This is a genomic window from Azonexus sp. IMCC34842 (assembly GCF_050368855.1).
In the GTDB taxonomy this organism is placed as follows: domain Bacteria; phylum Pseudomonadota; class Gammaproteobacteria; order Burkholderiales; family Rhodocyclaceae; genus Azonexus; species Azonexus denitrificans_A.
Genome location: NZ_CP178449.1, coordinates 482,463 through 496,355, shown reverse-complemented (window position 1 = coordinate 496,355; position 13,893 = coordinate 482,463). Strand labels below are relative to the sequence as shown.

Annotated in this window: 10 protein-coding genes and 1 tRNA gene; 10 read left to right on the top strand and 1 reads right to left on the bottom strand. The window is 61.3% G+C overall.

Annotated elements, in window-relative coordinates; all coding sequences use genetic code 11:
- Positions 1–440 precede the first annotated feature (440 nt).
- A tRNA-Thr gene (locus tag ACLIKD_RS02345) sits at positions 441–514 on the bottom strand.
- A 45-nt stretch (positions 515–559) separates the two neighbouring features.
- Between ACLIKD_RS02345 and ACLIKD_RS02340 the strand changes: the two genes are divergently transcribed.
- The 10 genes from ACLIKD_RS02340 to ACLIKD_RS02295 all read left to right on the top strand — a co-directional run bounded on the left by ACLIKD_RS02340 (position 560) and on the right by ACLIKD_RS02295 (position 13,868).
- Entirely contained in the window at positions 560–2,317 is a 1,758-nt protein-coding gene (locus ACLIKD_RS02340) for a diguanylate cyclase (RefSeq protein WP_428827008.1), read from the top strand.
- On the top strand, positions 2,314–3,084 hold the full coding sequence (gene rfbF / locus ACLIKD_RS02335; RefSeq protein ID WP_226418706.1) for a glucose-1-phosphate cytidylyltransferase: 771 nt from the start codon (positions 2,314–2,316) through the stop codon (positions 3,082–3,084). The genes ACLIKD_RS02340 and rfbF overlap by 4 nt, the downstream gene beginning before the upstream one ends.
- A complete protein-coding gene (gene rfbG / locus ACLIKD_RS02330) occupies positions 3,069–4,157 on the top strand; it encodes a CDP-glucose 4,6-dehydratase (RefSeq protein WP_428827007.1) in 1,089 nt (362 codons plus the stop codon). The genes rfbF and rfbG overlap by 16 nt, the downstream gene beginning before the upstream one ends.
- On the top strand, positions 4,144–5,457 hold the full coding sequence (gene rfbH / locus ACLIKD_RS02325) for a lipopolysaccharide biosynthesis protein RfbH (RefSeq protein ID WP_428827006.1): 1,314 nt from the start codon (positions 4,144–4,146) through the stop codon (positions 5,455–5,457). The genes rfbG and rfbH overlap by 14 nt, the downstream gene beginning before the upstream one ends.
- 10 nt (positions 5,458–5,467) lie before the next feature.
- The gene (locus tag ACLIKD_RS02320; protein ID WP_428827005.1) at positions 5,468–6,955 is read left to right on the top strand and encodes an N-acetylneuraminate synthase family protein; all 1,488 of its coding nucleotides are present in this window, start codon (positions 5,468–5,470) and stop codon (positions 6,953–6,955) included.
- A 2-nt stretch (positions 6,956–6,957) separates the two neighbouring features.
- Entirely contained in the window at positions 6,958–8,778 is a 1,821-nt protein-coding gene (locus tag ACLIKD_RS02315) for a thiamine pyrophosphate-binding protein (RefSeq protein WP_428827004.1), read from the top strand.
- A gap of 22 nt (positions 8,779–8,800) precedes the next feature.
- Positions 8,801–9,874 carry a glycosyltransferase family 2 protein gene (locus tag ACLIKD_RS02310; RefSeq protein WP_428827003.1) on the top strand — a complete coding sequence of 358 codons (1,074 nt, stop codon included), beginning with the start codon at positions 8,801–8,803 and terminating at the stop codon, positions 9,872–9,874.
- Positions 9,871–11,040, top strand: a complete 1,170-nt coding sequence (locus ACLIKD_RS02305; protein WP_428827002.1) for an SDR family NAD(P)-dependent oxidoreductase — start codon at positions 9,871–9,873, stop codon at positions 11,038–11,040. The genes ACLIKD_RS02310 and ACLIKD_RS02305 overlap by 4 nt, the downstream gene beginning before the upstream one ends.
- Positions 11,037–12,524: a radical SAM protein gene (locus ACLIKD_RS02300; protein WP_428827001.1), complete on the top strand. Its 1,488-nt coding sequence runs from the start codon at positions 11,037–11,039 to the stop codon at positions 12,522–12,524. Before ACLIKD_RS02305 ends, ACLIKD_RS02300 begins: the two co-directional genes overlap by 4 nt.
- Positions 12,525–12,602: 78 nt before the next feature.
- Entirely contained in the window at positions 12,603–13,868 is a 1,266-nt protein-coding gene (locus ACLIKD_RS02295; protein WP_428827000.1) for an FkbM family methyltransferase, read from the top strand.
- Positions 13,869–13,893 lie beyond the last annotated feature (25 nt).

The window sequence follows — 13,893 nt, the reverse complement described above, 5'->3', positions numbered from 1 at the left end:
ACGAACGAAATCAGCGAACACCATCTCTGGTATTCGCTGAATTGAACGGGATTAGGAGTGAGGTACCGCAAGGCTAAATGCTTTGATTTGGCCGATTTGCCATGTTTTAGGGCAGACGATCACCTTCTCGATGAGGTGATATGTGATTGAAAAAATCTAAAATCCACAGGATCTTGCTTGGGATCACGCACCATGATCATCTCAAGACATACACCGCCGGCTCACAAAACTGGGCTCGCAGATAGTGGGAATGCGTGGGCAGTTCCCTGCGTAGGAGTCGCTTGCAAATACTTCCTGCCCTACTCCACCCCAAGTTATCATGGGGAATTGATTAACGGGCGGCCAGAAAAGCGTTGATCGCCACCGGAGCAACCAAGGAGCAATAGAGAATGAAAAACAAAAAAGCCACTCCGAAGAATGGCTTAACTGTTTGATTTTACTGGTGCCCCCGAACGGAATCGAACCGCTACCTGATGATTACAAATCAACTGCACGACCTTCATGCTACGGGGGCCCGTAACGCGGCGGCAGATTATAGCCTGATCGGCTGACTTACAACATGACCACACTGACCAATCCATTCGAAATTGCCCGCGAGGCGCTACGCCTGCTTGCGGCCCGCCGCATCCCGCCGACACCGGACAATTATCAGACGCTCTACCAGGAAATCGCCGGCACCAAGCCGGCCGCCGAAGTTTTCCCGGAGAAGCAGCTCCGCTCTCTCGCCGCCGCCCTGCCCAAAGCCACACCGGAGCAGTTGCGCCTGGCCAGACAGCTTGACGAAGCGGTCAAGGCCGCCAATTGGGACGACTACAAAAGCCATTTGGCCGAATTTGTCGCGGCGCTCGCCGAAACGCAGAAACTGGCCTGGTCGGAACTGATTTCCGACCTCCTGCGGCAATGGGACGCAAAGCATTTCGGCCTCACCGTGGCGCGCAAACGCGAGTCGCTTGAGCATGTGCTGACCAGCAGCGGGGCGAATCCGGAAACCCTGTTCAATCGTCTGCAAAACCTGCTCCGCTCATGGGGACAAGGCCGCGAGCAAGAGGCCGGGAGCGGCAGCGAAGTCGCACCGCCCCGCCCGCCCGAGGCCGGGACGGCGAGCGCCGCCGGGGAAGACTTGCTACCGGAGTTCCGCCAGCTATTCGCCTTCACGCTGGAAACGGCCATCGCCAGCCAGCTGATTGAAAGCCCGCAGCTATCGAGCGATGCCAAAACGCTGGCCAATGACATTCGTACCGCCTCCAGCGTCGCGCAGATGCGGGAGTTTCTCACCCGCCTGAAGCGCTTCGCCTTCAAGCTCGAATTGCTCGCCGAAGACCAGGCCGAACTTCGCCACAGTCTGCTCAACCTGCTGCGCCTGCTCGTCGAAAACATCACCGAACTGGTCCTCGACGACCGCTGGATTCATGGTCAGGTCGATGTCGTCCGCGGCATCATCGACAAGCCGCTCTCCCAGCGCGCCCTCGACGATGCGGAGCGGCGCCTGAAAGAGGTTCTGTACAAGCAGAGCCTGTTGAAGGCCAGCCTCTTCGAAGCCCGGGAGGCCATCAAGCACATGCTGGCCGGCTTTGTCGACCATCTCGCCGACTTTGCCGAAGCGACTTCCGACTACCACGACAAAATCGAAGCCTGTGTCGAGAAGATCAGCGCCGCCAACGACATCTCCGAGTTGGGGACGGTTCTTGGCGAAGTGATCAAGGAAACGCGCACCATTCAGATCAACGCCCAGCGGTCGCGCGACGAGCTGCGCTTGACCCAGCAAAAAGTTCGCGAGTCGGAGACGCGGATTCGCGAACTGGAAGGCGAACTCGAAGCGACCAGCGACCTCGTTCGGCACGACCAGCTCACCGGCGTTCTCAACCGACGCGGCCTGGAAGAGATTTTCACCAAGGAAATCGGCCGCTCAATACGACACGACACCCTGCTCTGTGTCGGCCTGCTCGACATCGACAATTTCAAGAAACTGAACGACTCGCTGGGCCACGACGTCGGCGACCAGGCGCTCATCCACCTCGCCACCGTCTGCCGCGAAACCCTGCGGCCGCAGGATACGGTGGCACGCTACGGCGGCGAGGAGTTCATCATCCTGCTGCCGGAAACCGCCCTCGACGACGCGACGGTTGTGCTGACCCGCCTGCAGCGCGAGCTGACCAGGAAATTCTTCCTCAACGGCAACGACAAAGTGCTAATCACCTTCAGCGCGGGGGTTACGCAAATGCAGGCGGAGGACACGCAGGCCACGGTGATCAAAAGAGCCGACGACGCGATGTACGAAGCAAAAGGGGCAGGAAAAAACAGGGTGGTCACAGCATGAAGGCAGTCATTCTGGCCGGGGGATTGGGCACCCGCATCAGCGAAGAATCGCATCTGAAGCCGAAGCCGATGATCGAGATCGGCGGCAAGCCGATCATCTGGCACATCCTGAAAATTTACTCGGCGCACGGCATCAACGATTTCATCATCTGCCTCGGCTACAAGGGGTACGTCGTCAAGGAGTATTTCGCCAACTATTTCCTGCACACTTCCGATGTGACCTTCGACATGGTCAACAACCGGATGGAGGTGCACGAACGGCACGCGGAATCCTGGCGGGTCACCCTCGTCGACACCGGCGAACAGACGATGACCGGCGGCCGCCTGAGGCGCGTCCGCCAATTCATCGATGCCGACGAGCCGTTCTGCTTCACCTACGGCGATGGCGTGGCGGACATCGACATCACCCGGCAAATCGAGTTTCATCGCCAGCAAGGCCTCGCCGCGACGGTCTGCGCGGTAACCCCGCCCGGACGGTTCGGGGCACTGGATATTGCCGACAATCGCGTCTCGCGTTTTCAGGAAAAGCCGCATGGCGAGGGCGGCACGATCAACGGTGGATTTTTTGTCCTGCAACCCGAGGTCCTCGACCTGATCGACAACGACCAACAATCCTGGGAGGGCAAGCCGCTGCACGAACTGGCCAGCCGTGGGCAACTGGGAGCCTGGAAGCACGAAGGATTCTGGCAGCCGATGGATACGCTGCGCGACAAAATGCTGCTCGAAGATCTATGGCAGTCCGGAAATGCCCCATGGAAAATATGGTGAATCCCGAATATTGGCGTGGCCGCAGGGTTTTCCTGACCGGACATACGGGCTTCAAGGGAAGCTGGCTGGCCCTCTGGCTGAGCGAACTCGGCGCCCAGGTCACCGGCTACGCGCTGGCACCGCCGGCCGGGCCCAACTTGTTCACGGCGGCCCGGGCCGGTGAAACGCTGGACTCGATCATCGGCGACATTCGCGACGCGGAACGTCTCAGTCGGGCCATCCATGAGTCGGCCCCGCAAACCATGCTGCACCTGGCCGCCCAGCCGCTGGTCAGCGAAGGCTACAGCGACCCGGTCGGCACCTACACGACCAACGTCATCGGCACGGTCAACGTACTCGAAGCCGCCCGCCGCGCGCCTGACCTCGAGTCCATAGTGGTCGTCACGACCGACAAGTGCTATGACAACCGGGAAACCCTGCATGACTATCGTGAATCGGACCCGATGGGCGGCAGCGATCCGTACAGCAGCAGCAAGGCCTGCGCCGAACTGGTTGTCGCCGCCTATCACCGTTCGTTTTTCGACGGCCCGGATGCTGCCCGCCTGGCGACAGCCCGCGCCGGGAATGTCATCGGCGGCGGTGACTGGGCAGCCAATCGCCTGGTTCCCGACCTGCTCTGCGCCTTTGCCGAAGGGCGCCGGGCAAAACTCCGCTTCCCGGACGCCATTCGCCCCTGGCAGCATGCGCTGGAGCCCTTGGCCGGCTACCTGATGCTGGCCGAGCGCTTGACCGAGGATGTGGCTTTTGCCGGTGCCTGGAATTTCGGCCCCGCGCTGTCCGATTGCGTCACCACCGCCGCCCTTGCCGACCTTGTCAGCCGCCACTGGGCGGAAGCGGCAGGCTGGGAAAGTGAGGCGACGTCGTTCCCGCACGAGGCAAAGTTGTTGCGCCTGAATACGGACGCCGCCAGACAAATGCTAAAGTGGCGCCCCAAATGGCCGTTGAACGAGGCAGTCCGACACACCGTAGCCTGGCATCGCGCCTGGCTGAGCGGACATGACATGCAGTCTTTCAGTCGTGACCAGATCAATCAGTACGTGCGGACACCCAATTCACCCGATGAGCCCAGATAAGCAACGCCAAGACATTCTCGACCAGGTACGCGCCTACGCGACCCAAACCCAACGGCAGCCGGAATTCGTTCCCGGCCAGCAGGCGATTCCGCCGTCCGGGAAGGTATTGGGGCCGGAGGAATTCGTTCATCTGGTCGACGCCGCGCTGGACGGATGGCTGACCACCGGCCGCTTCAACGCCGAGTTCGAACTTAAACTCGCCAGCTATCTCGGCGTCGCGCACGTCCTCACCTGCAACTCGGGCTCCAGTGCCAACCTGCTCGCCCTGTCGGCCCTAACCTCGCCACAGCTCGGCGCCCGGGCACTCCGGCCGGGCGACGAGGTAATCACGGCGGCGGCCGGCTTTCCGACCACCGTCAATCCGATCCTGCAAAACGGCTTGGTGCCGGTCTTTGTCGACTCACACATCCCGAGCTACAACCCCTTGCCGGAAACCATAGCCGCCGCCGTCACGCCGCGCACCAAGGCGATCATGCTCGCCCACACCCTGGGCAATCCACTGGAGATCGCCGCGCTGAAGGCCATCGCCGACCGGCACGGACTGTGGCTGATCGAAGACTGCTGCGATGCGCTGGGTTCGGAACATGGCGGCCGCAAGGTCGGCACCTGGGGCGATATCGCCACCCTGTCGTTCTATCCGGCCCACCATATCACCATGGGCGAAGGCGGCGCTGTCTTCACCTCCGACCCGCAACTCAAGCGCATCCTCGAATCGTTCCGCGACTGGGGCCGCGACTGCTGGTGCAATCCGGGCTGCGACAATACCTGCGGCAAACGTTTCGACTGGCAACTCGGCGAATTGCCGGCCGGCTACGACCACAAGTACGTGTACTCCCACGCCGGCTACAACCTCAAGATCACCGACATGCAGGCCGCCATCGGGCTGGCGCAACTGGCCCGGATCGACGGCTTCGTGGCCGCCCGGCGACAAAACTTTGCGCTGTTGAGCGAGCTGCTGCAACCCCTCGCCGAGTTTTTCATTCTGCCCGAGGCGAGTCCCGACAGCGCCCCATCATGGTTCGGCTTTCCGCTGACCCTGCGCGAATCAGCCCCGTTCGCCCGGGTAGACCTGCTGCGCTTTCTCGACCAGCGCAAAATCGGCTCGCGCCTGCTTTTTGCCGGCAACCTGACGCGCCAACCGTATTTCCTCGACCGCCCCTACCGCATCAGCGGTCGCCTCGACAACGCCGACACCATCATGCAACGCACCTTCTGGCTTGGCCTCTGGCCGGGCCTAGGCGAAGCGCAATTGCGCTACATGGCGCAGTCGCTCGGCGACTTTTGTGGAACGAATTTCTGAGCGCACATCGATGACCAAACCACTATTCATTTTCGAGATGGCCAACAACCACATGGGCGACACCGCCCATGGCGTGGCCATCATCCGGGCTATTCACGAAGCCTGCCAGGGTTTCGATTTCGACTTTGCCTTCAAGCTGCAATATCGCGACCTCGACAGTTTCATCCATCCCAGTTTCAAAGGCCGCGAGGACGTCAAATACGTCAAGCGCTTCGAGGAAACCCGGCTGGCCACCGAGCAATTCGCCACCCTGCTCGCCGCCATGCGCGACTGCGGTTTCAAAACGGTGTGCACGCCCTTCGATGAAGCCTCGGTGGACCTCATCGAGGCGCAGGGCATCGAGGTCATCAAGATAGCCAGTTGCTCGCTGACCGACTGGCCGCTGCTCGAACGCATCGCCCGTACCGACAAGCCGATTGTCGCCTCGACGGCCGGCGCCACGCCGGAAGATGTCGACAACGTCGTCAGCTTCTTTCTCCATCGCAGCAAACAACTGACCCTGATGCACTGCGTCGCCGAATACCCGACGCCTGACGAGAACCTCCATATCGCCCGCATTGAAGCGCTGCGCACCCGCTATCCCGAGGTTCGCATCGGCTTTTCGACGCATGAATCACCGGACAAGACCGAACCGGTGATGCTGGCGCTGGCCAAGGGCGCCCGGGTGTTTGAAAAGCATGTCGGCCTGCCCACCGAGCGCTATGCACTCAATGCCTATTCAGCCAACCCGGCGCAGGTCCGGCAATGGCTGGCCGCCGCCCAGCGCGCCGAAGTCCTTTGCGGCAGCGAGGCCTGGCCTGCCGCCACCAAGGCCGAAGCGGAAAGCCTGCACAGCCTGCGCCGCGGCGTTTACCTGACGCGCCAGGTAGCGACCCGCGAAGCAGTCGATGGCAGTGCGGTCTGTTTTGCCTTCCCGGCCATTCCGGGCCAGATCACCGCCAATCAATGGTCGAAATACTGCCACCACATCGCCGTCCAGCCACTGACTGCCGGCCGCCCGTTGCTCGGCAGCGATGTCGAAATACATCACGAACGGGAACAGATTCATGCCGCCGTGACCGCCGTCCGCAAACTGCTGAAAGACGGCAACATCGTCGTACCCGGCAAGTCCGACCTGGAAATATCCCACCACTACGGCATGGAGCGTTTCGGCGAATTCGGTCTGATCATGGTCACGGTGGTCAATCGCGAATACTGCAAGAAGTTGATCGCCATGCTCCCCGGCCAGACGCACCCGGAGCAATTGCATTACAAGAAAGAGGAAACCTTCGTGGTCCTGCACGGCAAGCTGACGCTGTGGCTCGACGGGGTGCAACACGAGGCCGAACCGGGCGATGTCATCACCGTCCAGCGCGGCGTCAAGCACAAATTCTTCTCGCCCGGCGGCGTGGTTTTCGAGGAAATATCCTCGACCCACTTTAGCGACGACTCGATCTATACGGATCCGGCGATCGCCGCCAACACCCATCGCAAAACCCTGCTTACCCACTGGCTCTGACCATGCGCGTTGCTGACTACCTGATGAGCCGGCTGGCCGATGCCGGCGCCGAACACGTTTTCTTGCTGCCCGGCGGCGGCGCGATGTATCTCAACGATGCCCTGGTTTGCGAAAAGCGGCTGATTCCGGTGCCTTGCCACCACGAACAGGCCTGCGGCATTGCCGCCGAAGCCTGGGGCCGGGTACGCGAAAGCTTCGGCGTGTGCATGGTCACCACCGGACCCGGGGCGACCAATGCCATCACGCCGGTGGCCGGCGCCTGGATCGAATCGACGCCGCTGCTCGTCATTTCCGGCCAGGTCAAACGCCCCGACCTGCTGGCCGGCCGGCCGCTGCGCCAGGGCGGCGTGCAGGAAGTCGATATCGTGCCGATGGTCAAATCGGTCACCAAATACGCCGTCACCATCGACGACCCGAAGCAGATTCGTTACCACCTCGAGCGTGCCCTGTTCGAGATGAAGGACGGTCGGAACGGGCCGGTCTGGCTGGACATACCGCTCGATGTCCAGGCCGCCACGATCGACCCGGCCGAGCTGCCGGGTTTCACACCGGAACCCTTACCGGCTGCTGATTTCGACGCGGCCTGCCGTCAGTTGCTGGCACTCATCGCCCAGGCCGAACGTCCGCTGCTGCTGGCCGGCCACGGCGTTCGCCTGGCCGGCGCGGCGCAGGACTTCGCCGGACTGGCGGAACGCCTGCAGATTCCCGTTGCGATGACCTGGAATGCGCTTGACCTGCTGCCCTGGGATCACCCGCTGTGCGTTGGCCGCCCCGGCGTGGTGGCGTTGCGCGGCGCCAACTTCGCGGTACAGAACTGCGACCTGCTGATCAGCATCGGCTGCCGCCTCGACAACATCATTACCGCCTACAATCCGCGCGGCTTTGCCCGCGCGGCGAAGAAAGTGGTCTGCGACGTCGACGCCAACGAAATTGCCAAGCTGGACATGGAAATCAGCCTGTCCATCGTCGCCGACGCCAAGATCCTGATCGAGGCTCTGGCCCGCCAGCCGCTACCGGCCAGCACCCCGGACACCAAGCCGTGGATCGCCCGGTGCGCCGACTGGAAGCGGTGCTACCCGGTAAACGATGGCGCCGCCTTTCCGAGCTGCGGACCGATCAATCACTACCACTTCGTTTCCGCGTTGTCGGACGCCATCCCGCCCGATACGCTGGTCAGCACCGGCAGTTCCGGGCTGGCCGTGGAAGTGTTCTACACGGTGTTCCGCAACAAGCCCGGACAGCGCGTCTTCCTGACCTCCGGACTCGGCTCGATGGGCTATGGTCTGCCGGCCGCCATCGGCGCCTGCCTGGCCAACGGCAGCAAGCCGATGGTCGCGGTCGAGAGCGACGGCAGCCTGCAACTCAACCTCCAGGAACTGGCGACGCTGGTCGCCCAAAACCTGCCGATCACCTTGATCATCATGAACAACGGCGGCTATGCATCGATCCGCAACACGCAGCGCAACTATTTTTCTGAGCGTTACATCGGGACCGGGCCGGAAGCCGGACTGATGCTGCCTGATCTGGAGAAAGTGGCGAACACCTACGGCCTGCCCTTCAAGCGTATCGCCGATGCCACCGACCTGGATGAAGGCCTTCGCGCCGGGCTGGCGACGCCGGGGCCGAAGCTGATCGAAGTCTGCCTGATTCCCAACGAAATCCTGGCGCCCAAGGTCGCCGCGCTGCCGCAGCCGGATGGATCGATGTTGTCGATGCCCCAGGAAGACATGTCGCCGCTGCTGCCGCTGGAAAATCTGCAGAACGAAATGCTGATCCCGCTTTCCGATGCATCGATGCGGGCTCGTCGCAGCGACCGATCCTGAATTGTCCAACCTCCGAGACCCAATGGCCCTGAATCCGCGACTCAACGACCCCAAGACGCCGCTCGTCAGCATCACGGTGTTCAACTACAACTATGGTCGATATTTACGGGAGTGTTTCGACAGCATCCTGGCGCAGACTTACGACAACATCGAAATCTGCTTCTCCGACAACGCCTCGACCGACGATTCCTGGGCAATCGCGCTCGAATACCAGCAGCGTTTCCCGGATATCTTTTTCGTCGCCAGAAACCGCCAGAACTTCGGGACCGATGCCAACTTCCGAAACTGCTGGGTCAACGCCCGTGGTAAATACTTTGTCGAACTCTGCTCCGACGACGCATTACTGCCCGACTTCACACGGCGCTGCGTCGAGGCAATGGAAAATGATCTGGCGGTTGGCTTCACCATCGTTCACCGCGCCATCCTCGATGAATACGGCGAACGCGTGACGGAAGCCCCTTTTTACAATCAGACATGCAAAATCCCCGGCCCCAGCCAGGCCGCCGTTTACATGATGGCGGCAGTCAACCCGGCGGTGTCGCAAATCATGTATCGCAAGACCTTCACGACCGGAAAAACGGTTATCGGCGGACTGGCCGCACGCTGGTACGGTACGCGCATGATGGACTTCAACATGTGCTGCGAGTATCCGATTGTCTACATTAAGGATCCACTGCTGCTGCACCGCCTGCATCTGGCTAACGACTCGTTCAAGGCTGCGGATAACATGATGGAAGTGATCGGGCCGTACGTGCTCAATCACCAGTTTGCCGAGTTGGCATCGTTTTACAACCATCATAACGTTACCGAGCGGCTCCCCGCGTCAATCGAAAAAGTCGCCAATCTTGCCTTGCGCTACAGCGTTCGCGCCTTGATCAATGGCGACGAGCGTAGCGCCCGGAGGTATCACGATCTCTCGATGGCCCTGCTTCCGGAGATCAGGAATAACGAGGTCTGCGTCCAGCTGAACGCCTATTGGTTGATCGGCGATCCGGCCGAAAGACGGCAAGCCGTTGCCGCGCTGGAGACCCGGGACAATCTGGTGACCCGCTCGGTCTCATACGATCCGCCACCGGGAAGCACGCCGCTGCAATGAGCGACGAGCGCTGCGTGGCGGGAGCGGAAGCCCTGGACGAATACTGGCGAATGCCGAAAACAGCGGAGCCGCTCTGCTTTTTTGGTGTCGGAGTACTGTTCGAGGCCTGTTACGACCAGCTCGTCCTCGCTGCCGGGCAGCGACCCGATGTGCTGTCGGACAATGCCGCACCGAAATGGGGAAAATCCTTCCACGGCGTTCGGTGCCTTCCCCCGGAACAGATACCGGGCAACGCCACGATTGTCCTGTGCATCCGCAACTACGAAGCGGTAAGCGCCCAGTTGCGGGCGCTCGGGCACCAGCGCATTTATTTGGCGAATTTCGACCGGGGATACCATCGGGTTTCCAGGCTACGGCGTCTGGACACCGATGCTGCCGCCACACCGGCCCCGCCACCGCTTGACCTGCACGGACAGTGGGCACTGGTCACCGGTGCCAGTCGCGGCATCGGCCAGCAGATCGCCGCGGCCCTCGCCCAGCGCGGCCTGAATCTGATCTGCCACGGAAAAACCAAGGAAAGCGCCCGGCGGGCATGCGAAAGCGTCGGCGTAGCGGGAGTGGAAACCCGCCCCATCGCCGCCGACCTGGCCGACCCGCAGGCGCTTGATCGCCTGTGCGACTGGCTGGACGGTTCCGCCCCACCGCTTGCCCTGCTCTACAACAATGCCGGGATCTCGCCAGCTTGCCCGGACGGCTTCTGGAAAATGGGCAGCACGGATTTCGCCGACTGCTATGCGATCAATGCCATCGCCCCGATCCGGATCAGCCAGGCGATCATTCCCAAAATGAAAAGCCAGGGTTTCGGCCGCGTCATCAATCTATCGAGCAGCATCCAGCACCGCCCGGATGAAATGGCCTACGCCTGCAGCAAGGCGGCGCTCGACAAATTCGTGTACGACATCGCCCCGCACTTGGCGGGAAGCGGCGTGATGGTCAGTCTGCTCGACCCCGGCTGGCTACGCACCGACATGGGTGGCTGCGCGGCGCCGCACGCCGTCGACAGCGTGCTGCCGGGGGCGCTTCTCGGCGCCTTTATCGATGCCGACGTCAATGGCCGCTGGTTCTCAGCACAGGACTATTGCGGGCTCTCGATGGAAGCGGCAATCCGCAAGGCCTTCTTCATTGACGCCTGCTCACAACCAATTCGCATAGGGCCCACGCCATGACCATCCAGCAACCAAAGCTCGTCAAATCCTGCCCCAAGCTGGAAAGCGGGCTGCGCCTGGGCCAGGAAGGCATTCACGCCTGCCAGCTCGGCCCCTTTTCCTCACCGATCTACTGGACGGCAGCGGAAGCGGCCAAGACAACGATCACCCGAGAAATGATCAGCGAAAAGCGGCAGTGGATTTTCGATCTGCTGAACGACGACCACAGCGAAACACCCTGCAAGCACTGCCACATGGTCGTCCTGAAAAAACCGGAAGAGGTGCGTTTCGACCAATTGGGCCATATCGACCTGGCGGCGACCACGACCTGCAACCTGCGCTGCAATTTCTGCGGCTACACCCAGTTCGACTCGTTCGCCGAAGCTAAATACGATGCATTGACCGTTCTCCGGCTGTTCACCCCCGAGGATGTCGTCTGGGATGCCGCCGTCGATTTCAACGGCGGCGAACCGACGCTGCTCAAGGATTTCGACGATTACATCGACTATTTCGCCTCGCGGCGCATCCGCGTCTTCCTCTATACCAACGCCGTGATCTATCGGCAATCCGTCTATGACGGACTGGCCAAGGGAACGATCCGCTGGGTATGCGCCTCGCTCGACGCCGGCACGCCGTCCTCGTACGACAAGATCAAGAAGAGCAAACGCTACGCCGATGTGCTCGAAACGATCACCCGTTATGCCCATGCCGGCAACCTCGGCGGCGGGCAGCTATCGGTCAAGTACATCTTCTGCCAGGACAACTGCAGCGACGACGATGTTGTCGGCTTCACCTACGCCATGCTGGCAATCAGGCCGCAGGAGGTCTGGCTGACCTTCGATTTCGACCCCCTGTGCAACCTGCCGGGTGACTGCGCCGATTTTGGCGGACACGATTACTCGCGGCATATCGCGGCCTACGCCAAAACCTACCTGATGCTTGAAAAGCACGGGCTGCAAGCCATCCACTTCCCGGAAAAGCATCTGGCCGTGGTCAGTCTGCAAGGAAAACTGCTTCTCGAGGCGGCCAAGACGGAAATTACCCGCTTGCGGAAGGCAACAAACCTCGCCGCCCCCCATCTTCAACTGGGCGATTTCCGCGATACCGCTGGCGCGCCGGGTTCCGGCGAAATCGCCGGGTTGTCGGTGGCGCCGTTGCGCGGCCGTTCCCCGGGCCAAGACTGGCAGCCCCTGTCGCTGGCCGGAAAACGTCTGGCGCTGGCGCCGGCCTGCACCTTGGCGCGCCGACTGCGCGCCGCCCCGGAACTGGCGGAGGCCGAGATCGTCGGGTTCTTCGACCGCGACACCGTCCTGCACGGCAAGCAGGTCGATGGCGTGACAGTCTTCCCCTACGCCGACCTGGCCAGCCTGGCCCCGGATCTGATCGTCGTCGCCGCCCCGGAGCATCATCGCTACGACATCGCCCGCACCGTCTCGGACAATCTTGGCACGACCAGCAATCTGGCCATTTTCGAAGAAAATCCCGACGCCCCTCCGCCGGCCTAACCTGCCGTCCGAATGGCGGACAGCACGTCAAGCATGCCGGATGCGGCAAATCGTTCTCAATACTTCAAGGGTCACCCCATGCCACGCGTAATCGACGAAATACTGGCTATTGCCAATGCCGCGCCCAAGGACCAGGAGTTCCTCCCGGTACTCTTTGCCCCGCTGCACGATCAATCAGCGATTCCGACCACAGTGATCCTGTTCGGCGCCGGCGGACTGGGTGCCGAACTGCTGCACACGATGCAGAACCACGGGATTTCCGTACGCTTCGTCTGCGACAACGGATTGGCAAAAGCGGGCACCAGCATCGGCGGGGTACCGGTCATCGCCGGAGCGACGCTGAAGGATCACTGGCACGGCGAGCCGATCCTGATCGCCTCGAGAAAATTCGCGGCCGACATCCACCGCCAGCTTTCCGCCATGGGCATACCGGAGCACCTGATCCTCTGCCGCCCGGATGACCCGAACACCAACTTCCTCTATTCCTGCGCGATGGTCGGCAGCCAGACGCTGATTTCGGGATTCGCCAAATACTACCAACCGCTATCGATGCAGGACATCCTGATCAGGGATGGTGACAAGGTCGAAAAAACCTACGAACTCCTGTCCGATCAGAAATCGAAGGATCTGTTCGTCACCAAGCTGGCCCTGCTCGCTTCCGGAGGAAATCTCGCGCTGCTGAAAAAATTCATCACCGAATTCAGCGAGCCATACCGCGAGTTCGGCATGTTCGGTTGCGACGGCACGACCGAAGACCGCTATTACTTCAACAACGATGTCCTGCGCCTGCGGGACGGCGAGATCTATATCGACGTCGGCGCCTTCGATGGCGACACCATCCTGACTTTCGTTGATGCCTGCCGGAAACAGGGCGTCACTTACGATTCGATCATTGCCTTTGAGCCGGACCCGCCGTGTTTCGCGGCGCTGCACAAGGTATGCGAGAACATACCGAACACCGAATGCCACGCCATGGGCCTTGGCGACGAAGACGGAACGGTTCGCTTCCTGACCTCGGACCAGGAGGACCGCTTCCATGTCGGCATCGAACACGCCGCCGGAGAGCATGAAGTCAGGATCGTCACCCTCGATAATTTCCTGAACGAAAAGCCGGCGACGCTGATCAAAATGGACCCGGGCGCCAACATTATTCCCAAACTGCTCAAAGGTGCCAGGAAAACCATAGCCAGACACCGACCCAAACTCGCGCTCGGCGTCTATCACTCCCTCGAAGCCATTTACGAAATCCCCTTGCTCGTACACTCCTACAACCCGGGCTATGACCTGTATCTGCGGCACGGCACCTACCATCTGTCCGACACCGACCTGTTCGCCATACCTTGAACCATCACGTTAACTGAGGCACGAG

Excerpts from the sequence above, each read along its gene's own strand:
- ACLIKD_RS02340 (WP_428827008.1), top strand. The coding sequence starts at position 560 with ATGACCACACTGACCAATCCATTCGAAATTGCCCGCGAGGCGCTACGC.
- rfbF (WP_226418706.1), top strand. The coding sequence starts at position 2,314 with ATGAAGGCAGTCATTCTGGCCGGGGGATTGGGCACCCGCATCAGCGAA.
- rfbG (WP_428827007.1), top strand. The coding sequence starts at position 3,069 with ATGGAAAATATGGTGAATCCCGAATATTGGCGTGGCCGCAGGGTTTTC.
- rfbH (WP_428827006.1), top strand. The coding sequence starts at position 4,144 with ATGAGCCCAGATAAGCAACGCCAAGACATTCTCGACCAGGTACGCGCC.
- ACLIKD_RS02320 (WP_428827005.1), top strand. The coding sequence starts at position 5,468 with ATGACCAAACCACTATTCATTTTCGAGATGGCCAACAACCACATGGGC.
- ACLIKD_RS02315 (WP_428827004.1), top strand. The coding sequence starts at position 6,958 with ATGCGCGTTGCTGACTACCTGATGAGCCGGCTGGCCGATGCCGGCGCC.
- ACLIKD_RS02310 (WP_428827003.1), top strand. The coding sequence starts at position 8,801 with ATGGCCCTGAATCCGCGACTCAACGACCCCAAGACGCCGCTCGTCAGC.
- ACLIKD_RS02305 (WP_428827002.1), top strand. The coding sequence starts at position 9,871 with ATGAGCGACGAGCGCTGCGTGGCGGGAGCGGAAGCCCTGGACGAATAC.
- ACLIKD_RS02300 (WP_428827001.1), top strand. The coding sequence starts at position 11,037 with ATGACCATCCAGCAACCAAAGCTCGTCAAATCCTGCCCCAAGCTGGAA.
- ACLIKD_RS02295 (WP_428827000.1), top strand. The coding sequence starts at position 12,603 with ATGCCACGCGTAATCGACGAAATACTGGCTATTGCCAATGCCGCGCCC.